This is a genomic window from Labilibaculum sp. K2S, assembly GCF_030372765.1.
GTDB lineage: Bacteria > Bacteroidota > Bacteroidia > Bacteroidales > Marinifilaceae > Labilibaculum.
Map to the genome: position 1 here is coordinate 140,267 of NZ_JAUCMW010000003.1, position 22,092 is coordinate 162,358.

The 22,092-nt window shown below is 35.7% G+C and carries 19 protein-coding genes; 17 read left to right on the forward strand and 2 right to left on the reverse strand.

The window, feature by feature from the left end:
- Window positions 1-33: 33 nt before the first annotated feature.
- Complete coding sequence (locus QUH73_RS06280; RefSeq protein ID WP_289529587.1) at window positions 34-357, forward strand: DUF3467 domain-containing protein; 324 nt, start codon at window positions 34-36, stop codon at window positions 355-357.
- A gap of 76 nt (window positions 358-433) precedes the next feature.
- Here the strand turns inward: QUH73_RS06280 and QUH73_RS06285 are convergent, their stop codons facing one another.
- A complete protein-coding gene (locus QUH73_RS06285) occupies window positions 434-1,879 on the reverse strand; it encodes a carbon starvation CstA family protein (RefSeq protein WP_289529588.1) in 1,446 nt (481 codons plus the stop codon).
- Window positions 1,880-2,414: 535 nt separating this feature from the next.
- On the opposite strand from QUH73_RS06285, the gene QUH73_RS06290 reads away from it, so the two are divergent.
- The 14 genes from QUH73_RS06290 (at window position 2,415) to QUH73_RS06355 (ending at window position 19,827) form a co-directional block, all read left to right on the forward strand.
- A complete protein-coding gene (locus tag QUH73_RS06290) occupies window positions 2,415-3,290 on the forward strand; it encodes an electron transfer flavoprotein subunit beta/FixA family protein (protein WP_101308764.1) in 876 nt (291 codons plus the stop codon).
- A gap of 109 nt (window positions 3,291-3,399) precedes the next feature.
- A complete protein-coding gene (locus QUH73_RS06295) occupies window positions 3,400-4,419 on the forward strand; it encodes an electron transfer flavoprotein subunit alpha/FixB family protein (protein WP_289529589.1) in 1,020 nt (339 codons plus the stop codon).
- A 64-nt stretch (window positions 4,420-4,483) separates the two neighbouring features.
- Window positions 4,484-6,199 carry an acyl-CoA dehydrogenase family protein gene (locus QUH73_RS06300; protein ID WP_289529590.1) on the forward strand — a complete coding sequence of 572 codons (1,716 nt, stop codon included), beginning with the start codon at window positions 4,484-4,486 and terminating at the stop codon, window positions 6,197-6,199.
- A 258-nt stretch (window positions 6,200-6,457) separates the two neighbouring features.
- Window positions 6,458-7,492 (forward strand): outer membrane beta-barrel protein, encoded by a 1,035-nt coding sequence (locus QUH73_RS06305; protein ID WP_289529591.1) that lies wholly within the window; start codon window positions 6,458-6,460, stop codon window positions 7,490-7,492.
- Between the two features lie 651 nt (window positions 7,493-8,143).
- Complete coding sequence (gene glpT, locus QUH73_RS06310; protein ID WP_289529592.1) at window positions 8,144-9,481, forward strand: glycerol-3-phosphate transporter; 1,338 nt, start codon at window positions 8,144-8,146, stop codon at window positions 9,479-9,481.
- Between the two features lie 123 nt (window positions 9,482-9,604).
- Window positions 9,605-10,915 (forward strand): glycerophosphodiester phosphodiesterase family protein, encoded by a 1,311-nt coding sequence (locus QUH73_RS06315; protein WP_289529593.1) that lies wholly within the window; start codon window positions 9,605-9,607, stop codon window positions 10,913-10,915.
- 20 nt (window positions 10,916-10,935) lie between these two features.
- Window positions 10,936-12,288: an OprO/OprP family phosphate-selective porin gene (locus QUH73_RS06320; protein WP_289529594.1), complete on the forward strand. Its 1,353-nt coding sequence runs from the start codon at window positions 10,936-10,938 to the stop codon at window positions 12,286-12,288.
- Between the two features lie 222 nt (window positions 12,289-12,510).
- Window positions 12,511-13,734, forward strand: coding sequence for an OprO/OprP family phosphate-selective porin (locus QUH73_RS06325; protein WP_289529595.1), 1,224 nt, complete (start codon window positions 12,511-12,513; stop codon window positions 13,732-13,734).
- Between the two features lie 415 nt (window positions 13,735-14,149).
- Window positions 14,150-14,650, forward strand: a complete 501-nt coding sequence (locus tag QUH73_RS06330) for a hypothetical protein (protein ID WP_289529596.1) — start codon at window positions 14,150-14,152, stop codon at window positions 14,648-14,650.
- 10 nt (window positions 14,651-14,660) lie between these two features.
- Entirely contained in the window at window positions 14,661-15,437 is a 777-nt protein-coding gene (locus tag QUH73_RS06335) for a Rossmann-like and DUF2520 domain-containing protein (RefSeq protein WP_289529597.1), read from the forward strand.
- 90 nt (window positions 15,438-15,527) lie between these two features.
- Complete coding sequence (locus QUH73_RS06340; RefSeq protein WP_289529598.1) at window positions 15,528-16,055, forward strand: KdsC family phosphatase; 528 nt, start codon at window positions 15,528-15,530, stop codon at window positions 16,053-16,055.
- Window positions 16,056-16,080: 25 nt separating this feature from the next.
- Entirely contained in the window at window positions 16,081-17,040 is a 960-nt protein-coding gene (locus tag QUH73_RS06345) for a UbiA family prenyltransferase (protein ID WP_289529599.1), read from the forward strand.
- Window positions 17,041-17,042: 2 nt separating this feature from the next.
- A complete protein-coding gene (locus tag QUH73_RS06350) occupies window positions 17,043-17,621 on the forward strand; it encodes a Maf-like protein (protein ID WP_289529600.1) in 579 nt (192 codons plus the stop codon).
- Between the two features lie 49 nt (window positions 17,622-17,670).
- Window positions 17,671-19,827 (forward strand): S46 family peptidase, encoded by a 2,157-nt coding sequence (locus QUH73_RS06355; protein WP_289529601.1) that lies wholly within the window; start codon window positions 17,671-17,673, stop codon window positions 19,825-19,827.
- 352 nt (window positions 19,828-20,179) lie between these two features.
- Here QUH73_RS06355 and QUH73_RS06360 read toward each other — a convergent pair whose 3' ends face one another.
- Complete coding sequence (locus QUH73_RS06360) at window positions 20,180-20,995, reverse strand: hypothetical protein (RefSeq protein WP_289529602.1); 816 nt, start codon at window positions 20,993-20,995, stop codon at window positions 20,180-20,182.
- Window positions 20,996-21,324: 329 nt separating this feature from the next.
- Here QUH73_RS06360 and QUH73_RS06365 point away from each other — a divergent pair, with 329 nt between their 5' ends.
- Both QUH73_RS06365 and QUH73_RS06370 read left to right on the forward strand, forming a co-directional pair.
- Window positions 21,325-21,672 carry a DRTGG domain-containing protein gene (locus QUH73_RS06365; RefSeq protein ID WP_289529603.1) on the forward strand — a complete coding sequence of 116 codons (348 nt, stop codon included), beginning with the start codon at window positions 21,325-21,327 and terminating at the stop codon, window positions 21,670-21,672.
- Between the two features lie 4 nt (window positions 21,673-21,676).
- Window positions 21,677-22,090 carry an ATP-binding protein gene (locus QUH73_RS06370; protein WP_289529604.1) on the forward strand — a complete coding sequence of 138 codons (414 nt, stop codon included), beginning with the start codon at window positions 21,677-21,679 and terminating at the stop codon, window positions 22,088-22,090.
- Window positions 22,091-22,092 lie beyond the last annotated feature (2 nt).

The window sequence follows — 22,092 nt, forward strand, 5'->3', positions numbered from 1 at the left end:
GGAAGACAAATTTTTTAATTATAAAAAACAATCATGAACGATAAAAAACAATCTAACCAAATAGATATTCAATTGAAGGAAGATGTTGCTCAGGGAACTTATTCAAACCTTGCTGTAATAACTCATTCCAGTTCAGAATTTGTTGTGGATTTTGTGAGAATCATGCCTGGAATTCCAAAAGCTGATGTTAAATCTCGAATTATACTTACACCAGAGCATGCAAAGAGACTGATGCTTGCTTTACAAGATAACATTCGAAAATTTGAATCGCTTCATGGAGCGATAAAAATTGAAGAAAACCACGGACCACAAGGTACTGTAATGCCTATGGGTTTTGGCCCTACGGGGCAAGCGTAATATCAAGCATATAAATATGAATCGGGAAATAGTTATTATTTTCCGGTTTTGTTATTATTTATGGTATGCGATCATATTACTTGTGGTTTTTGAATGTTTTTTTGTTACTTATCAGGAACCAAATAAATGTTGCACTTGCTATAAGTATTCCTAATAGAATACCCAATTGTGAGTCTATTGCAAGTCCTCCATTTTTGTTGGGTGCAACTAATAAATAAGTAAAGCATATTGCAGTCATAAATAGAGCAGGAATGCTTAGAGGTAAATGATTTTTGCCTTTTTTAGCCAAATATACAGCCGCTGTCCATAACATAACCATAGAAAGAATTTGGTTGGATAAACCCAAATATTTCCAAATGGTAGAAAACTCAAGTTGAGATAGTATAAACCCAAGAGCGAATAACGGTATCGATACTAATAATCTGTTTTTTATCGATTTTTGATTGTAGTTAAAGATATCAGCTATTGTAAGTCGGGCACTTCGAAATGCAGTGTCACCCGTTGTAATAGGGCAGGCAATTACTCCAATAATTGCGAATATAGCTCCGGTTTTTCCCAGCCAGGTATTGCATATTTCATTAACAATCCAAGCAGGGTTGTGGCCGGAAGAGATTGTGGAATTTAAATCGCTGGTATTACCGAAGAAGTTCATGGCGGCAGTAGCCCAAATAATAGCTACGATTCCCTCAGCAATCATCGCTCCATAAAATACAGGTCGCCCAAAACTTTCTTTTTTCATACAGCGGGCCATCATTGGCGATTGGGTGGAATGAAATCCTGAAATGGCGCCACAGGAAATTACAATAAACATCATTGGATATATAATATTCTGTGTGGGATTTACATGAAGGTTTTTTAGTTCTCCAAATGATATTTCATTCAAAATTAAAGCTCCTGTTGCACTTTTGAAAATCATTATACCGGCTATACTTACTGCCATGAGCAATAATGCGAATCCAAAAAGAGGATAAATTTTACCGATAATTTTATTAATAGGTAGTAGAGTTGCAAGAAGATAATATGCGAATATTCCATAAAGCCACCAGTTTAGACCACCTCCTGTAAAATCAGTAAGTAATCCTGCAGGACCGGTCACGAAAGCAACACCAACAAATAAGAGTAATAAGATTGTGAAAATCCTTATAAAATTCTGAATGCCAGTGCCTAAATATTTGCCAACGATCTCAGGAAGACTGGCTCCTTCGCTCCTAATGGAAAGCATACCTGAAAAATAATCATGGCTGGCTCCTATAAATATACACCCTAAAACAATCCAAATATATGCAATGGGTCCATACATGGCTCCTAAAATTGCTCCGAATATGGGGCCCAAACCTGCAATGTTTAGAAATTGAATGGTAAACATTTTCCAAGTTGGCATGGGTATAAAATCAACACCGTCTTCCAGTCTAACAGCTGGAGTTTTAATCGTGTCATCAGCACCGAAAAATCGTTCGATAAATCTACCATAGAAAATGTATCCAAGTACTAATGCCAAAATTGCGCTAAAAAATGTAATCATGTTTTTTAATCTTATTTATTTAAACAAATTTAAAATTTTAATTGAAATACTATTTCATCGATAGTAAAGAGGCATAAGTTGTGAAAGTTTTTTTCGGATATCCGAATGGAGGAATGACAAAAAAAAATTTAAACCAGAAGAGTTTTGGTTCAAGTTGGTAAAGGAATTTGGAGTGTTGATAGGGAAAATATGCAAATATGTCGAATTATTTGTAAGCAAAATGGTTTTGTAATATTGTCAATAGTGTGATTATTAGCGTATTGTTATTGCGATAATTGATTCTAAAACTTAATTATTTTTTACTAATATCACCTGTTGTGTAACTCGCAATCTAGATTTGTTTTAAGTACTCTAATCTTTATATTTGCTAATCTCTGATTTTGAGAAATTCAATCATTTTGGAGCAAACCTGAATAAGGAAATATTAATTAGTGATTTGATGATTTATTTAACTTGGAGAATTACACATAGGTAGTTTGAAAATAAGTTTTTGTATAAATCTGAATTAGTTACAGATGTTAAAATAGATATTACAATGAAAGGATTAAAAATTGTTGTTCTTGCTAAGCAGGTTCCCGATACCAGAAATGTTGGGAAGGATGCGATGAAAGCTGATGGAACCGTGAATAGAGCTGTATTACCAGCGATCTTCAATCCTGAAGATTTAAATGCACTTGAGCAAGCGTTGCGTTTGAAAGATAAGTACCCTGGAACAGAAATTACACTTTTAACTATGGGACCTGGCAGAGCCGCTGAAATTATTCGTGAAGGTCTTTATCGTGGTGCTGATAATGGAATACTTTTATCGGATCGTGCTTTTGCGGGTTCTGATACATTGGCAACTTCTTATGCTCTTTCTTGTACCCTTAAAAAAATGGGTAAAATTGATATTATTATTGCAGGTCGTCAGGCAATCGATGGAGATACTGCTCAGGTTGGACCTCAGGTAGCCGAGAAACTGGGATTTCCTCAAATTACATATGCTGAAGAAGTGGTTTCAGCAGAAAAAGGGAAAATTGTAATTAAACGCCGTTTAGAGCGTGGTGTTGAGACTGTAGAAGGAACTTTACCTATGGTGGTAACAGTAAATGCTTCAGCTCCTGAGTGTCGTCCGCGCAATGCTAAATATGTAATGAAATACAAGCATGCCAGAGCTGTTTCTGAAATGCAGAATGCTGATGAAGATTACATCTTGTTGCACAACAACCGTCCTTATTTGAATATTGGCGAATGGAGTGTAAATGATATCGAAACTAAAGCAGAAGAGCTTGGTTTAACTGGATCTCCTACAAAGGTAAAAGCTATCGAAAATGTAGTTTTTCAAGCTAAAGAGGCTAAAGTTCTTGAGCCAACTGATGCTGATATGGGTGAATTAATGAAAGAATTAATCGCTAACCATACCATCGGATAGCAGTTAACCAGGTTACAGTTCCCAGTTCCCGGTTGTCAGTTGTTTTTACACTGTTCACTGTTTACTGATTACTGTTCTCTGTAAAAGTGGAATTTAAAAATTTAAAACCGTGAACAACGTATTTGTATATTGTGAAATAGAAGAGGGACAGGTTGCAGATGTAAGCCTTGAACTTTTAACCAAAGGTCGAAAACTAGCTGACGATTTAAAATGTGAGTTGGAAGCTATTGTAATTGGAGCCGACCTTAAAGGTGTTGAGAAGCAGATTATGCCTTATGGTGTGGATACCGTTTGGATTGCCAGTGATAAGCGTTTGTACCCTTACACTACATTGCCTCACACATCAATTATTGTGAAATTATTCGGGGAAGAAAAACCGCAGATTGCTTTGATGGGTGCTACAAGTATTGGTCGTGATTTGGGACCTCGTGTATCTTCAGCTCTTCATTCAGGTTTAACTGCTGATTGTACCAGTTTGATTATTGGTGATCATGAAGACAAGAAGAACAACAAAGTATATAAGGATTTATTGTATCAGATTCGTCCTGCTTTTGGGGGAAATATTGTAGCTACAATTGTCAATCCTGACTGTCGTCCGCAAATGGCTACTGTTCGTGAAGGAGTAATGAAGAAAGAGATTCTTTCGGATGCTTACAAAGGAAAAGTGAAACAGCTCGATGTTGAGAAGTATGTAAATGCTGAAGATTTTGTAGTGAAAGTTATTGAGCGTCACATGGAAGCTTCAAAAGTAAACATTAAAAATGCGGGTATTATTATCGCAGGTGGCTACGGTGTAGGTTCTAAAGATAACTTCGATAAATTGTATGAATTAGCTGATGTTATTGGTGCAGAAGTTGGTGCTTCCCGCGCTGCTGTTGATGCTGGTTATGCATCTCATGAGCGCCAAATTGGACAAACAGGTGTTACTGTTCGTCCTAAACTATATATTGCCTGCGGTATTTCGGGGCAAATTCAGCATACTGCAGGTATGGAGGAATCCTCAATGGTTATTGCAATTAATACCGATAAGAATGCACCAATAAACAATTTTGCCGACTATATTATTACTGGTGATATTGCTGATGTGATTCCAAAAATGATTAAGCAGTACAAAGAAAACACTAAGTAAAAACCTATTTATGGTAATGGTGTTCGCTAATCGCTTTAATTTTTAACAAAAAACATCCAAAGAAATGGCTAATTTCTATAATGATAATGATGATTTGAAGTTCCACTTGGATCATCCGTTAATGAAAAAAATTGTTGCTCTTAAAGAGCGCAACTTCGAAGATAAAGAAACATATGATTATGCTCCTCTTGATTTTGAGGATGCAATGGATTCTTACGATCGCACACTGGAAATTGTAGGTGAGATTTGTGGAGATATCATCGATCCTAATGCGGAGAGCGTTGATCAGGAAGGCCCAAGAGTTGAAAATGATCGTGTAATTTATGCAAGAGGAACTCAAGAGAATCATGATGCTTTAACAAAAGCGGGTTTGATTGGAATGAGTTTGCCTCGTGAGTACGATGGGTTGAATTTCCCATTGGTACCTTACGTAATGGCTGCAGAATTAGTATCTCGTGCAGATGCGGGTTTTGCTAATATTTGGGGTCTTCAGGATTGTGCTGAAACAATTCATGAGTTTGCTTCGAAAGAGCAAAAAATGGATTACCTGCCACGTTTTGCCAAAGGAGCAACTGCTGCTATGGATTTAACTGAGCCGGATGCAGGTTCTGACTTGCAGGCTGTTCAATTAAAAGCTACTTATAATGCCAAAGAAGATCAGTGGTATTTAGACGGTGTGAAACGTTTTATTACCAATGGTGATGGTGAGGTTGCATTGGTTTTGGCTCGTTCTGAAGAAGGAACCAATGATGGTCGTGGTTTGTCTATGTTTATTTACGACAAAAAGCACATGGCTGTTAAAGTTCGTCGTATCGAGCACAAAATGGGTATTATCGGATCTCCTACTTGTGAGTTGGTATTTACTCATGCTCCTGCCGAATTGGTGGGAGACCGTAAAATGGGATTGATCAAATATGTAATGTCATTGATGAATGGCGCGCGTTTAGGTGTTGGTGCTCAATCGGTAGGTATTGCAGAAGCTGCATATCGTGAAGGTTTAGCATATGCTAAGGAACGTCGTCAGTTTGGTAAGGCAATTATTAAATTTCCAGCTGTTTACGAAATGTTGACCAATATGGAGGCGAAGTTGAATGCTTCCCGTTCCATGTTGTATGAAACTTGTCGTATGGTTGATGTTTACAAATGCTATTACCATATTTCTCAGGATCGTTCTTTGGATAAGGATGAGAGAAATGAGATGAAGAAGTACCAAAAAATTGCTGATGTACTGACTCCAATGTTGAAATTATTTGCATCAGAGTATTGTAATCAGATTGCCTACGATTCATTGCAGATTCATGCTGGTTCGGGTTATATGAAAGATTACCCAATTGAGCGATTGGTGCGTGATGCCCGTATTACGAATATTTACGAAGGAACATCTCAATTACAAGTTGTTGCAGCTGTTCGTGGGGTTACAACAGGTCAGTATTTAGCTTATATTAAAGATTATGAGGCTTCTGATTTAAACCCACAATTGGAATATATCAGAACCACGCTTAAAGGAATGACTGAGCAGTACGAAAAGGCAATCGCCAAAGTTAGTGAGATTAATGCAACAGCAGATCATAACGACTTTATGGATTTCCATGCTCGTCGTTTGGTTGAAATGGCTGGTTATATTATAATGGGATATCTTACTTTATTGGATACAACCCGTAATGATAAATACCATGAGTCATGTGAAGTTTATGTGAAAATGGGTAAATCAGTTTGCGCTTGTCATCTTGATTACATTCAAAACTCAGATTTGAAAGACTTAGGTATTTTCAAAAAATAAAAACTAAACAAATTATAGATAGCGGAAGTTCCTTAAGTGGGAGCTTCCGTTTTTTTTGTATTTAACTTTGTGAAGTGAAGAATTACCCGTATTTGAAAAAGTAGTATAGTCATGTTAATTTTTCGTTAAGTCGAATTAACGTTTATTTAAAACAGTTAAGAGTGAGACTTTTAAGAAACGAATTAGTTTTGTCGTCAGTTATTAAGAAAATGTGTCGACTTAATTGCAAAAAAATTACATACTACTAAAACAAACCAAATGAAAGGGAAAAAATTATTAATTGGTGCTATAGCGTTATTTTTAGGTTTTACTGCTGCTGCACAGGATAAAGCAGATTTCACTCCATCAGGAGAAGCGAATGCTAAAGTGTTCTTTAACTATCATTACGATATGACCAAAGGAACAGAAAAAGAAAGCAGCTTCGAAATTAAAAGAGCTTACTTTGGATACGATTACAATATTGCAAAAGGATTGAAGGCAAGTATTACACTTGATGTTGATAAAAATGACGGAGGTAGTGATTATACTGCATTCCTTAAGAAAGCTCAATTGGAGTGGAAAGCTTCTTCTGTGGTAAAAGTTTCTTTAGGTATGATTGGTACTGTTCAGTTTTCAGATCAGGAAAGTTTTTGGGGATATCGTTACATCATGAAATCATTTAACGATGAATATGGTTTCGGATCAAGTGCTGATTTGGGGATTAAAGCTAATTTTAAGTTAAGCGATTCTTTTTCTGCAAACGCATTTGTTATTAATGGTGAAGGATATAAGAAAGTACAGGATGAAGATGGAAAACAAAAAGTGGGAGCAAGTCTGATTTATCAGAACAAGGGCTTAATAGCAAAAGTATATGCTGATGCGAATACAACAACAATTGTTGGCGAAGGAGGAAGTGAAGAAGATGTAACTGTAACAGCTTTAGCTACTTTTGTTGGCTATAAATTTTCTGAGAAATTCAGGTTGGCTGCAGAATATAATCAATTGATTAATGCTACTAAGTATTCAAGTGCTTCAGACAATCACGATTTGGAGGGAATGTCGATTTATTCAACTTATACATTTGATAAGAAATGGGAAGTATTTGGAAGATATGATTACTTAACTTCAAACACTTTACAAGGAGAGACAGATAAATGGAATTTATCAAAAAATGGTAGTGCAATCACTGGGGGTGTTCAGTATGCGCCGGTAAAAGGTGTTAAAATGGCTCTAAACTATCAGGGATTTATGAAAAAGGATTCTGCATCGGAAGACAACTCAATGGTATACGTAAATTTGGAGTTCAAATTCTAAGAGAATAGATAGATATTATGATATTGAAAGACTGCCCTTGGGTGGTCTTTTTTTTGTTTTCTTTTTTGATTATTTACTAAGCTTAACATTGTGTTTTCTGATCTTAATTAAAATATGGAGTTGATTTGAAAGTTTTTAGTATTAGCTCTCTATATTGAAGGAATATCACAAAAACTTTAGTATAAATACGTTTTCAGGTTATTATTATGAGTGTTGTTTATTTTGAATTTAGCCGTTTATTATAATCATAAAGTTGAAGCATGGTCTGTTAATTTTTATAATACATTGACCAGTAGCATTTTAGATATTTGTATTGTAGAATAATTATAAATAATGAGGTATTTATAATTATTTTTGTTGAGGAATTATTTTATTCATATGTTTGTTGCCAGTTAAAATTAAAACGAAATACTAATGTCGTTTTTTTTTTATTCAAATACATAGCAATGCAATATATAAGGTAGAGTCATGTATGTAACTATAGGATGTATTTTTTAATGAGATATATTTTAAAAATCAAGAAAAGTTATCAATAGTAACTGCATTGAATTGAATAAGTTGAATGATTTGATTCGGCTTGGATAAAAAACAAATTGAAAAAACACAAATCAGAATGTGTTAGATTAATATAATCACTCTAAATCTTTTTATATGATTAGTTTTTTGAAACCGGCAGCACACCAGGAAATGTTGCCCGAAAATAAAATTGACTCAGCTTACAAACGATTACGGTTTCAGGTATTCGTAGGTATATTCCTTGGCTATGCAGGTTACTACCTTGTTCGAAAAGTGTTCTCTTTGGCGATGCCGGATTTAATTGCTTTAGGATATTCTAAAACGGAGTTGGGTTTTGCATTGTCTGGGGTGTCAGTTGCATATGGACTAAGCAAGTTTATAATGGGTAATGTTTCGGATCGAAGTAATGCCCGACGGTTTTTAACTTTTGGTCTTGTTCTTTCTGCAATTACCATGATAATAATGGGTTTATTGCCTGTTGCAACGTCATCGATTGTAATCATGTTTGTATTACTTCTGTTAAATGGATGGTTTCAGGGAATGGGTTGGCCTCCATGTGGTCGTGTTATGGTTCACTGGTTTTCTGTTCAGGAACGTGGAACCAAAATGTCTATATGGAATGTAGCTCACAATGTTGGAGGCGGAATTATTGGTCCGTTGGCAATTTTAGGTGTTGCTATTTTTACTGATTGGCATTCGAAATTATATTTCCCTGGCCTTGTAGCATTAGGTGTTGCATTTATTGCTTGGTTACTAATTCGTGATACACCTCAGTCTTGTGGTCTTCCAAACATTGAAAAATATAAAAATGATTACCCTGATTCTTATTCGGAGAAGTATGAAGAGGAGATGACAGCTAAGGAAATCTTTATGAAATACATCTTGAAAAATAGGTTGCTGTGGTCGATTGCCTTTGCCAACGCGTTTGTGTATTTGGTTAGATATGGTGTGCTTGATTGGGCTCCGTTATATCTGGAAGAAGCCAAGGGATTCTCAATTAAAGAAACAGGTTGGGCGTATTTTGCTTATGAGTGGGCAGGTATTCCTGGTACTATATTATGTGGCTACTTAAGCGATAAGGTGTTTAAAGGAAAACGTGCTCCTGTGAGTATTATTTATATGGTATTGGTTTTCGTTTCTGTACTAATGTATTGGTTCAGTGAGTCGATTTTGATGAATTCAATAGCTCTTATTTGTATTGGTTTCTTAATCTATGGTCCTGTGATGTTAATTGGTGTTCATGCACTGGATTTGGTTCCTAAAAAAGCAGCTGGAACTGCGGCAGGATTAACAGGACTATTTGGTTATATGGGAGGTGCCTTATTTGCTAATATCGCGATGGGTGCTGTTGTTGACGCTTGGGGATGGGACGGTGGTTTTGTTGTTCTCCTTGGAGCATGTGTTGCTGCTATCATCTTGATTGGGGTTTCTTGGATCCAAGAGCGTAACGGACACAATGGTTTACATGCTTAAATGTTTGAATTCCTATCAGATCGACTAGAAAACAGTTAAGATATATTGCTCGTTTGGAGTAGTAAATAATTTAAATAAAAATAATTACAAACCTAAATTTTAATACATATGAAAAACTTTAATGTGAAAAATTTGCTGGCTGGTGTTCTTATCCTGTCTGGTATCGGATTTGCAGGTTGTGAAGATGATACCCCTGATTATAATCCTTATAATAATTATAAAACTTATCCTCTTAAAGAGCTAAGCGCTGAAGCAAAAGCAGTTCGCGATTATGTGAAGGCCGATGCAGTTATTGCTCACCGTGGTTCTACATTTTGGGCTCCAGAAGAGACTGAAGCAGCTTTCCGTTGGGCTCGTAATATGGGTGCTGATTATTTGGAACTTGATCTTCAAAGAACTAGTGATGGTGTTCTATTAGCATTACACGATGGTAATCTTCAACGTACTTCTAATATTGAGTCTGTTTTTCCAGGACAAGATGATTATCCAGTAAGTCGTTTTACTTTGAAACAATTACGAGAATTAGATGCAGGTTCTTGGTTTAATATTGATAAGCCTGAAAATGCTCGTTCCTCATTCAAAGGACTACAGATCTGTACTCTAGAAGACGTTTTGTTAATTGCCGAAGGAATGAAAGTTAAGAGAAATTCTTTAAATCAACCATACTATAAGGTTGAGGATGGTTCTGAAACTATAGATTTAAAAGCTTCTACAGGTGTATTTGTTTTTGTTGTTGATGATAAAGATAATGGTAACCGTCCTGGTATTTATGCTGAGACAAAAGAACCATATTTATTTCCTAACATGGAAGCTGATTTAGCAGTATTCTTATCAGAAGTAGGATGGAATGTGACTGATTCTCCAAAAGTAATTCCTACAACTGTTGGTAAAGTTGATGTAGCGAACACAAAAGGTCGTTTTATTTTACAAACTTTCTCACGTGAGTCTGTTGTGAAATTAGAGAAAGTACTTCCCGGTGTACCTAAGTGTATGTTACTTTGGGAGGACGAAAGTGCTGGTTATGTTCGTCCTTCAAATTCCATTGAATCTATAGCGGAATTTATCAACTTTTCAGTTGAATACAACTGTCATATTGCAGGTCCTTCTATCGCTGGAAATCCAAATAAATATCCGGAATTAACAGAGCCTTGGATGTGTGAAATGTATCACCGTGCCGGTATGATTGTTCATGCGTATTCTTTCGATACTGAAGATCAGTTGAGAAAATACAATGGCGATTATTTTTATGCTGGAGTATCTCGTTTTGACGATCCTGCTCGTGCAATTAGTGGTGATTTTCAATATGACGTAAACCCTAATATGTTTATTGATGGTGGTTTTACGAACTTGACAGACTTGTCAATGAAGTATCAAAAACGTAGTGTTGATGAAACTGCTCAAGATGTATTTGAAACATTAGGTTACAATTTGTAAAATCTATAAACGATAAAGATATGTTAAGAAAATTATATATCGCTACACTAGCTTTAGGAATGGTGGCGACAAGTGCAATAGGGCAGGAAAAACAATTGACTGCAGAATCAAATAAAGGAGGAATCGTTTTAACCTCTGCTGATAAAGATTATCAAATTAGTCTTAACGGTAGAATTTACATGGACGGAGTACATTATTTCGATGATGCAACCGACTTAAGTTCGGATGCTTCTATCAGTGATATCCGATTAGGAACAAGCGTAAAATGGGGACAATGGAGTGCTAAAGTGAATGTTAGTTTTGGTAATGATGAAGTGAAAATCAAAGATGCATTTTTACGATATAATTATGCAACAAACAGCATTTTCACAGTTGGTAATTTCTTCGAGCCTTTTGGTATTGAAGGATCTGCGTCAAGTAAAGATCTTCGTTTTATCGGAGCTTCAAATATGACTGAAGCAATGGGAATTGGTCGTAGCATTGGTTTAGGCTACACTTACTATACCGATAAATTTTACGGATCAACTGGTGTTTTTGCAGGTTCGGTAGATAACCACAATAAAGGTGATCAGGGATTTTCAACAACAACAAAGTTGGTTTATACTCCGATTGTAAACGAGAAAGTAACTTTCCAATTGGGAGGATCATTTACTTATCGTATTCCAGAAGCAAATGGTTTCGATGAGTCTTTAAATGATGATGATTATAACAGAGAAGTTGTTTTAGCTGCAGGTCCTGAGCATAAATTTTTAAATGCAGATATTCAGCATGCAAGAACAGATATGCGTTATAATTTCCAATCAATGGTACTTAGCGGTCCTTTTATGTTGCAGGCTGAATATACTAAAACAAAAGTTACTCGTGACGATGACTATGTTTCAAGACTAATGAAGGATAATCCTTATTGGACTCATACTGCTACTGGAGGATATGCATGGCCAACTGTTCCAGGTGATTACCCAGGATGGTATGGTGAGTTACGTGATATCGAAACAAAAGCTTACTATGCTCAGGCAGGTTTCCTTTTAGGAGATAACTATGCTTACGATTCGGCATCAGCTTATATCAAGCGTCCAAAGGCAGGTTCTTACGAATTTCTTATACGTTACGATAATACTGATTTGAATGATATCGATGGTACTTATTTTAACGGAGCCTATGGTCCTGCTGATTTAGGTGCTGCTTTAGGCGGAGCTGGAAACATGAGTATTCAGGGTGGAAAATCAGAGAGCTATAGTGTAGCTGTTAACTATTACTTAAACGATAATGTAATGTTTCGTTTAAACTACAGCTACATGGATGTTCAAAACCAAGTGTATCCATTGGATGAAAAAATTGGTATGGTTAAAGCCAGAGTTCAAGTGAACTTCTAGTAATAAGAATACTATTTATCTATAATTTAGAGTGAGGTAATTTATTTTGCCTCACTCTTTTTGTATTTGATATGATCAAAATTTTAAATTGTTTTATTCTTGAGGAAAAACAAGAGCATGAGCTTGCTTTGTCAAATAAATAATTTATTGTTGATCTAAAAAATCTATTTGTTAAATTTACATTTTGAAAAAACACTGTACTAATCTTTACCAATACCCAAAATGAAAAAACACTATTTATTAACTTTTTGCCTGCTGCTTGTTGCAGGGCGTTTGTTTTCACAAGACTCTAATGAATTGAAATTAAGAGTCGAAAAAGGATCAATACAAATGGCCACTGATGATAGTCAGTTTAAATTTGGTATGGGCGGACGTGTGTTTATGGATGCTGCTGGTTATTTTGACGATAAAACAGATTTGGGAAGTGGCAGTGAAATTCGGGATGTTAGATTATTGATGACGGCTAGCCTTTGGGGAAAATGGGATGCAAAAATAAACATTGGTTTTGATGGGGGTGCAGTATCCCTTAAGGATGTATTCCTGCAATACAATATCAACAAGAATAGTTTTTTTAGAGCAGGTCATTTTTTGGAACCATTTGGAATCGAGCAAACGGAGAGTTCTAAAACAATTAAGTTTATGCATGTTTCGAGTACAGTAGAAGCATTCAGGCCAGGTCGTAATTTAGGGGTTTCTTATGACCGATGGGGCAATAATTATTATTGGGCTCTGGGTTTGTTTGGTAGTGATGTAAATAATACTGTAAGCAATCAAGATGAGGATTTTGGCATGACATCAAGATTAGTTGTTTCTCCATTTCACAAGGAAAATATAATGCATTTTGGTTTGTCCGGAACCTATAGGTCTGTAAATCCAATTACTACAAGTGTAGAGAATAGGTATTATAATACATCTACAGAAAAGGGATCGGTAAGATATCGTTCAAGAGCAGCAACACATATTGAAGGCCGTCGATTTATAGATGCTACAGTTGATAATGCTGAGTCTCAATTCAAATATGGAATCGAAATGATTGCAGCAACAGGACCTGTTTCAATTCAGGGAGAGGTAATTAAAGCAAAAGTAAATTATGATTCGGGTTCCAGTTATTATTCTGATGAATATATGACAAATGGTTTGTATGTTCAGATGGGTTTTTTACTTAAAGGTGGAAGTTATAAGTACAATATGAAATCTGCTCGTTTGGCCAAACCAAGTCCTGGTTCCATTGAACTTTTGGCAAGATATAATGAGACAGACTTGAATGATGATGATACTGAAATTATGGGAGGGAAACAAAAGGACATAAGTTTAGGATGCACTTGGTATGTAAATCACAATGTATTGATGAAATTGAATTTTACGAATGTTGATTTGGATGAAAATGCATTAAATGGAGAAGAGAATTTTAACATGATTCAAACCCGTTTGCAGTTTTCGTTTTAAGAAACATCAGAATAAATAGGAAATAAGGATGCTGTCTGTAAAGGGCAGCATTTTTTACAGGTTAAAATGTTGTGAGTAACATGTTTTTGAATGGCAAAGGTTCCAATTACCCACCACTTTTCACGATCCTGAAGAATGGGACAAAATAGTACTGGAGGGAGCCGTTAAAACGCCGGAGAACTCATAATAAATGCCGGAGAAGTGCTCAATATTGGTGGAGGACTACAATATATTGCCAGAGGGATACAAAATAACAGCGGAGAAGGGGGCAAATCTTCCGCGGGATAGTAGAATTAGGCCTTTCAGCTGTCTTCTCCTAAAATAGCTGCATAGCTTATCCTTAATTTCTGCAAGACTCACTATTTCCGATAAGATTGTGAAATGGTAATCGATATTATCTGTTTATATTTGTAGCATGGACAAAGAAAAAGCTGAACAGGAGAAACAGTTTATACGAAAGATTTTCATTGAGGAAATAGGTCGCTTGCAAAAAGAAGGATTCTATTTCTTCTCTTTTATCATGATGGGGCAGGCAATAGAGGCATTGGGATGTTTCCTGGATAATAAGCCATTAAAAGCCAAAGCTCAATCCTCCAAGCGTTTTTCAAAATCATTAAATATACTAATGGGGAACGATTATCGTGTTGTAAATAATGATCATTGGCTGTATGATAAGTTGCGTAATCAGCTGACTCATTCATTCGTGCCCAGTAAATCCTTACTGCTTTGTTCCCGTAAAAATCAGCCCGAAGGAGCTGAACATTTAGAGCAATTAAACGATAGATTGGTTTTGGTTGCTGAAGATATGTATGAGGATTTGGTAAAAGCTTGTGAAAAACTGTTTGGAATGATTGATAGGGGAAAAGTACCCTTGAAGCAAATAGCCGCATCGCCATTGGAGTTAGGCATAATATAAAATCAGGAAAATGATTCAAAAAGTAGTAATGATTGGTGCCGGTAATTTAGCGACTCAGCTATCTTTGGCTCTTCATGAAAATGGAATTGATATTTTGCAGGTGTACAGCAAAACTGTTGAATCTGCGAAAGCATTGGCCGGGAAATTGGACTGTTCGTTTACTATATCAGTAAAGAAAATAGAAAAGAATGCTGACTTGTACATTTTTGCTGTAAGCGATAAGGCATTGCAACCAATTCTTGATAAATGGTCGGTTCCAATAGGAAATTCTGTTCATACTGCCGGTAGTATTCCTGTGGATATTTTTGAGAATTATACGGAAAATTATGGTGTTTTTTATCCTTTGCAAACTTTCTCGAAGGAGCGTAAGGTCGATTTTTCAAACATACCTATTTGTATAGAATCAAATAGTTTGGAATTGCGAACAGATTTGATTGAGTTGGCAGCAAAAATATCAAACAGCGTTCATCTAATTAATTCGGAACAAAGGAAGCAACTCCATTTGGCGGCTGTTTTTACTTGTAATTTTACCAATCATATGTATTGCATTGGGCAAAAATTGCTGCAGGAAAAGGATGTTGATTTTGAATTGTTAAAACCTCTGATTGCAGAAACAGCACAAAAAGTATTGCAATTGGATCCTATGTCGGCTCAAACGGGTCCGGCTGTTCGTTTCGACGAAGAAATTATGAGTTCGCACGAGAAGGCACTAAAAAACACTCCTGTTTTTCAAAAATTGTATAGATTTGTGAGCGAAAGCATCTATAAGATGCATAAAAGTAAATAAGTAAATTTGTTGTATTTCGAAGAAGAAAATGGGAGGTAGAATTAAATATCTTTCTCACATCTCATATCTTGTTTCTCAATTCTAAATAAAATGGCGTTTTTTAAGGAAGATTTAATGAAAGTTTCTGCATTCATTTTCGATGTGGATGGAGTTCTTTCCAATGAGTGTATCGTTATTGATTCGTCAGGCGAAATGTTGCGGACCGCAAATACAAAAGATGGTTATGCCATTCAGTATGCTGTTAAAAAGGGCTATCCGATCGCAATAATAACCGGTGGAGTTTCAGATGCAGTCGAAAAGCGTTACCGAGGTCTTGGTGTTACCGATATTTACATGGGATCGAAAAATAAGAGTAAAGATTTTGAAGATTTTATTGCGAAATACGATTTAAATCCTGATCATATTATGTATATGGGCGATGATTTGCCTGATTATGAGGTGATGAAACGAATCGGAGTGCCGACTTGCCCATGTAATGCTGTGGAGCAAATAAAGGCTATTTCCAATTATATATCCGATAAAGAGGGCGGTTACGGTTGTGTTCGTGATGTAATTGAACAAGTATTGCGCGCACACAGTAAATGGCTCGAAGCAGATACAAATATCCAAAGTATATAAAAACAACCTTAACCCGAACAGCCCAATGAACAGTTATCTGAAATTGATCCGATTACCCAATCTGATTATTATTGCACTGACTCAATATGTGATGCGGTATTTCATTATTCAACCTATTTTGGGAATTAATAAAATTAAGCTTCAATTAGCCGATTTGGATTTTGCAATATTGGTTTTAGCTACCGTTTGTATGGCTGCGGCAGGTTATGTTATTAATGATTATTTTGATACAAAAGCAGATCGAATCAATAAAAAGGATGTTATTGTAGGTAGGAAGGTTACGCGAAGAATTGCCTTGTTTCTGCAGCAAATAATTGCGGCAATATCTGTTTTACTTGGAGGGTATGTGTCTTATAAAATTGGTCACTGGCAATTTGTGTTCATCTTTTTTATGGGAGGAGGCTTGCTTTGGTTTTATTCAACGTCTTACAAATATTACTTTTTATTGGGTAGTTTTTTAATCGCTTTTATTGTTGCCACTATTCCTTTTGTGGTAGTTATTTACGAAATTCCACCGCTTACTATAACTTATTCGGAAATATTAATTGCTTCAAAAACCAATTTTAATTACTTGTTGTATTGGGTAGGAGCCTTTTCTTTTTTCTCCTTTGTTGGTGTGCTCATTGCACAATTTATCAGAGATTTACTTTCCATTAAAGGAGACCGGGAAATTAATCGTCAAAGTTTACCGATTGTAATTGGTTTAAAATGGGCTAAGCTTGTAATCATACTGCTTATTTTGTTTTTATCTGTATCGGTTTTTGGAGTTTGGTATCAATTTCTAAATGCCCCAATGGATCAAATTACGCCATGGTATTTTGGTATTTTAATCATTTTACCATTATTTTTATTGGCTTATCGGGTATATCAGTTTTCGGAAGGAGACAAATTTAAGACTGGAATTTTTCTAATACGATTTGCCATTCTTGCAGGTATTTCCTATGCCTTTGTGGTCAATTATATTGTAAATCACACAAATTTTTAAGCATGCTGAATAATCTCAAAGATTATCAATTAATATTAGCCTCTCAATCGCCTCGAAGACATCAAATGCTGAAGGAATTGGGTTTGATTTTTGAAATAAGAACAAAAGAAGTAGAGGAGATTTATCCTGAAGGATTAACACCAGATCAAATTCCGGTTTACCTGGCCGAATTAAAAGCAAAAGCATTCGAGCAGGATCTTAACTCCAATGAGTTGGTGATTACTGCAGACACAATTGTTTGTGTTGATCATTGGATTCTTGGAAAACCAAAAGACAGAGAAGATGCTGTTAAAATGCTTAATGCATTGTCCGATAGATCTCACCAGGTAATAAGTGGTGTTTGCCTAATGAGTAAGGACAAGAAAATAAGTTTTTCTACAACTGCCAACGTTCATTTTAAAGCCTTGTCCGAAGAAGAGATTGAGTATTACATAGATAATTACAAACCTTTCGATAAAGCGGGAGCCTACGGAATTCAGGAATGGATTGGCTTTATCGGGATTGATGGCATTGAGGGATCTTATTTTAATGTAGTGGGTTTACCTATTCAACGCCTGTATCAGGAATTGTCAACTTTTTAAACAACAACACAAATATATTATCATGATTAAAAAATTAAGTCTACTTCTCATGGCAGTTCTACTGTTTATGGGAACTCAGGTAAAAGCTGATGAGGGAATGTGGATTCCCATGCTCTTGGAAAAATACAATATTGAAGACATGCAAAAGGCAGGATTTAAGCTTTCTGCTGCTGATATTTATGATATCAATAAGGCATGTTTGAAGGATGCTGTTATTGGTTTGGGACGTGAAGGAAGTCCGTTTCATCATTTTTGCACAGGAGAGCTAATTTCAGATAAAGGTCTGATTGTAACAAATCATCACTGTGGATACGGAGCCATTCAGAATCACTCAACTTTAGAGCACGACTATTTAAAAGATGGTTTTTGGGCGATGAGTCAGGATGAGGAATTAGTTAATGAAGGAATAACTGCTTCATTTTTAATTCGTATGGAAGATGTAACTGCGCAGGTTTTGGATAGTATTACTGATGAAACAAAGGAGGAAGTTCGTCAGAAAATGATTCAAAAGCGCATCAAGAAGATTCAGAATGCAACAGAAAAGGATTCGGATTACCGCGCAAGTGTAAAAGCTTTTTTTAATGGGAATCAATATTTTCTATCGGTGTATGAAATATATAAAGATGTACGTTTGGTAGGTGCTCCTCCATCAGCAATTGGGAAATTTGGCGGAGATACAGACAATTGGATGTGGCCTCGTCATACAGGAGATTTCTCGATGTTTCGGATTTATGCCGACAAAAACAATAAACCTGCTTCTTATTCTAAGGAGAATGTTCCAATGAAACCAAAGCAGTCATTTAAAATTTCACTTAAAGGTGTAAATGAAGGTGATTTTACGATGGTTTTTGGATATCCGGGAACGACCACTGAATATTTAACATCTGATGCATTGGATTTAATGACAAAGGTTGATAACCCACATAAAATCAAAATCAGAACAAAGAAATTGGATTTAATGAGAGCAGATATGGATGCTTCACCAATGGTTCGAATTCAGTATTCTGCAAAATATGCAGGTGTTGCAAATTCATGGAAAAGATGGCAGGGAGAAATCGCAGGTCTAAAGCGATTGAATGCAATTTCCAAGAAAAAAGAATTGGAAGAAAAATTTGAAATCTGGGCAAATAGCAGTGACGATTTGAAGGAAAAATATGCTGGAATTGTAGCAGAACTGGGAGCTTTGTACAAAGAGCTGACTCCAATTAGTTTGGCCCGCGATTATGCCATTGAGGCTGGTATGCGTGGCTCAGAAGCTGTAACTTTTGCTGTTAAATTTAAGAAACTGGCAAGCCTGGCCAAAAAAGATCAGGATCAGCTTGCTGGTCTTGTTGCTGAGTTGAAGAAGTCGAGTGAAGAGTTTTTCAAGAATTATAATAATCCAACAGATAAAAAGCTTTTGGCTGCTTTGTTGAAAATGTATAGTGAGAATCTGACAGATGAGTATTTGCCGAAAGAGATTGTAAATATCCGGGAGAAATATAATGGCGATTTCGAAGCTTATGCAGAGAAGGCAATGTCTAAATCGGTATTTGCTGACGAGAATAAATTGAATAATCTGCTGAATAATTATAAGTTGTCATTGGGTAAGCGTTTGACTAAAGATCCTATTTTTGTTTTGGCAAACAGCATATACTTCTTTTACGAATCGGAAATTTCTCCGGTTTACAGCAAAATTCTCACAAAAACGGCAAAGTTGCAACGTGCTTATATGGCCGGTTTAATGGAAATGCAAAAAGACAAAACCTTTTATCCTGATGCCAATTCAACGTTCAGAGTTCATTATGGGAAGGTAGCTGGTTACAAAGCTCGAAACGCTGTAACTTACGATTATTATACCACATTAGAGGGAATTATCGAGAAAGACAATCCTGAGATTTTTGATTATGATGTTCCTCAGAAACTAAGAGATCTTTATCAATCTAAGGACTTTGGGAACTATGCAAATACTAAAGGTGAAATGCCGGTTTGTTTTGCTGCAACCAACCACACTACCGGAGGAAATTCGGGCAGTCCGGTTTTAAATGCCAATGGTGAGTTAATCGGTTTGAATTTTGACCGCGCTTGGGAAGGCGTAATGTCTGATTTAATGTACGATCCTGAAATTTGCCGAAACGTATCACTGGATATTCGCTACGTATTATTTCTTGTTGATAAATTTGCCGGGGCAGGCTATTTGTTGGATGAGATGAATATCGTTCAGTAATTATTTCCTGATGAGTGCAAGAGTAATGAATTACTCTTGTTATTTTATAAGAATTTCCTTGTACAATACAAAGGGGTTTCCTAGCATTAGGGAGCCCCTTTCCCTTGTACTAGGAAACCCCTTTGTATTGTACAAGGGAAATCTTGTGTGTAATGCAAGAAAAAAGAAGAAACGTAGTACCAGAAAAATAATTGCGGCAATGCCAGGAATATAACAAACAAAATGAAAGAGACTGCTCTAAAAAAAAGTTCTATTTTATTGTGATTCTGTACTTTTGAAATGGGCTCTTTTTTATTGGAGTGAATTCAAGTTTCGGAAATGAATTAATGGGGCGCATTTGCAATATATTTTACTAATTGCAAGGTAAGTAGTAGTCTTTTAATGGATTAATAAATAGAATCGGATTGTCTTCTTTTTTAAGAATGCTTTTTAGTTGACTGGGACCGGACCAGGAGGCGATCCAGCCAGGATTACGATTCGACATGAGTACGATTAAATCGGAATTATAATTTTTCGAAAATTGAATTGCTTCCCTGTTGATGCTTTTGCTTTGGCATTCTGTTTTAACAATTTTGTATTCGAACTTAAACTGTTCAAACATTTTTTTAGTGAATAAAAGGGTTGCTTTTATGGTACGAAGATATCCTTCTGATTTTTCATTGGGAGCAATCAGATGAATGACTGCATTGTTGAATCTTCCAAAATAACTAGCCCAAATCATCTTCTCTTTACTCTCTCTCCTGTAATCTATTGGAACGATTATATTCTTGTATTCACAATCTGGATTCGTTTGTTCTGTTACAAGTATAGAAGGAATTTTTGCTTCCAGTATCCATTTGAAAATGGCATTTCGTTTTAGAAAATGATTTAGTGATTCTTTAGGAAATTGTGTTACAATAAAAATTGCATCCAATTCTTGTATACTGAGATTAGGTTCCCGTTTGTTATTTTTTAGTTCTATTATTTTGTAAGGGATTGACTGCAGATTAAATTTTTCAATCTGATTATGACTTATGGAGGGATGAGTTTTCCCCTTTAGCGAAGGGAAATTTGCAAAGGCTGCTTCCGATTTGAAAAATTTAGCTAATGTAAAAGCATGTTTAATCGCTGCGTTAGAACATTCAGGATCTTGAATTAAAACGAGTATGTGTTGCTTCTTAATGTTCATTAAATAAAGAAAAAAATAAGTAATAGAGTTCTGGTATTCTGCACTTGTATGCGAATATAATCAAAATAAACTTGTCTGTTTTATTCTAAACCTGCAAGAATTTAGAACAATTGTATTGACATAAAATGCCTGCGGATTTATGATCGTGTTGAAGTGATAAAATTGTAATTTGTCATGATCTGTTTTGTCTTTATTGAGTTATTTAGATTTAATATGTATTTTCTTTTTTTGTATCTATTCCGTTATATATCATTTATTAATCCTGCTCAAATACTTATCTTAGCGCAATCGGAATAGAATAAATGATAAACATAAGTTAGTACTGCGATATGGTGAAAGTGGCTGATCTAGTTGATAAACTTAATGCAAGTGTTATTTGTGGAAAAGATGATCTGAATCAGGGTATAAATTTTGGTTTTGCATCGGACTTGATGAGTGATGTACTAACATTAGATACAGATAACCTATTGTTAATTACTGGGTTAAATAATCTTCAGACAATTAGAACATCTGAAATGTCAGACATCTCTTTCATTTTATTTGTGCGGGATAAGAAGGTGTCACAGGAGATGAAAGACTTGGCTTGTGAGAATAATATTACATTAATTGAATGTGGTTATTCAATGTTTAAAGCATGTTCTATATTGTGTGAAATGGGGTTAGAACCAGTATATTAAAGGGATGAAGTTTACATTTTTTATTGAAGGGGAGAATTTTTCAAAAGCAGGAACGGCCTCTAGTGAAGTTAAAAAAATATTGAAGCAGTTGAATGTTGACCCGAAAATCATAAAGCGGACTGTTGTGTCATTGTATGAGGCTGAAGTGAACGTGGTCGCACACGCTTTTGAAGGGAATATGAATGTTGAAATTTTTCCGGATAAGATAGTAGTCAGGATCGAAGATAAAGGACCTGGAATTCCTGATATCGATAAGGCAATGGAAAAAGGCTTTTCTACAGCAACACCTAAAGTTCGGGAAATGGGTTTTGGAGCTGGAATGGGATTGCCGAATATAAAGAAGAATTCAGATGAGATGAATATTAGTAGTAAAGTTAATGTTGGAACAAAATTAGAAATCGTTAACTATCTGAAATAAAA

Bases quoted from the DNA above. Each gene is read 5' to 3' on its own strand.
- QUH73_RS06280 (WP_289529587.1), top strand. From the start codon at position 34: ATGAACGATAAAAAACAATCTAACCAAATAGATATTCAATTGAAGGAA.
- QUH73_RS06285 (WP_289529588.1), bottom strand. From the start codon at position 1,879: ATGATTACATTTTTTAGCGCAATTTTGGCATTAGTACTTGGATACATT.
- QUH73_RS06290 (WP_101308764.1), top strand. From the start codon at position 2,415: ATGAAAGGATTAAAAATTGTTGTTCTTGCTAAGCAGGTTCCCGATACC.
- QUH73_RS06300 (WP_289529590.1), top strand. From the start codon at position 4,484: ATGGCTAATTTCTATAATGATAATGATGATTTGAAGTTCCACTTGGAT.
- QUH73_RS06305 (WP_289529591.1), top strand. From the start codon at position 6,458: ATGAAAGGGAAAAAATTATTAATTGGTGCTATAGCGTTATTTTTAGGT.
- glpT (WP_289529592.1), top strand. From the start codon at position 8,144: ATGATTAGTTTTTTGAAACCGGCAGCACACCAGGAAATGTTGCCCGAA.
- QUH73_RS06320 (WP_289529594.1), top strand. From the start codon at position 10,936: ATGTTAAGAAAATTATATATCGCTACACTAGCTTTAGGAATGGTGGCG.
- QUH73_RS06325 (WP_289529595.1), top strand. From the start codon at position 12,511: ATGAAAAAACACTATTTATTAACTTTTTGCCTGCTGCTTGTTGCAGGG.
- QUH73_RS06330 (WP_289529596.1), top strand. From the start codon at position 14,150: ATGGACAAAGAAAAAGCTGAACAGGAGAAACAGTTTATACGAAAGATT.
- QUH73_RS06335 (WP_289529597.1), top strand. From the start codon at position 14,661: ATGATTCAAAAAGTAGTAATGATTGGTGCCGGTAATTTAGCGACTCAG.
- QUH73_RS06340 (WP_289529598.1), top strand. From the start codon at position 15,528: ATGGCGTTTTTTAAGGAAGATTTAATGAAAGTTTCTGCATTCATTTTC.
- QUH73_RS06345 (WP_289529599.1), top strand. From the start codon at position 16,081: ATGAACAGTTATCTGAAATTGATCCGATTACCCAATCTGATTATTATT.
- QUH73_RS06350 (WP_289529600.1), top strand. From the start codon at position 17,043: ATGCTGAATAATCTCAAAGATTATCAATTAATATTAGCCTCTCAATCG.
- QUH73_RS06355 (WP_289529601.1), top strand. From the start codon at position 17,671: ATGGCAGTTCTACTGTTTATGGGAACTCAGGTAAAAGCTGATGAGGGA.
- QUH73_RS06360 (WP_289529602.1), bottom strand. From the start codon at position 20,995: ATGAACATTAAGAAGCAACACATACTCGTTTTAATTCAAGATCCTGAA.
- QUH73_RS06365 (WP_289529603.1), top strand. From the start codon at position 21,325: ATGGTGAAAGTGGCTGATCTAGTTGATAAACTTAATGCAAGTGTTATT.
- QUH73_RS06370 (WP_289529604.1), top strand. From the start codon at position 21,677: ATGAAGTTTACATTTTTTATTGAAGGGGAGAATTTTTCAAAAGCAGGA.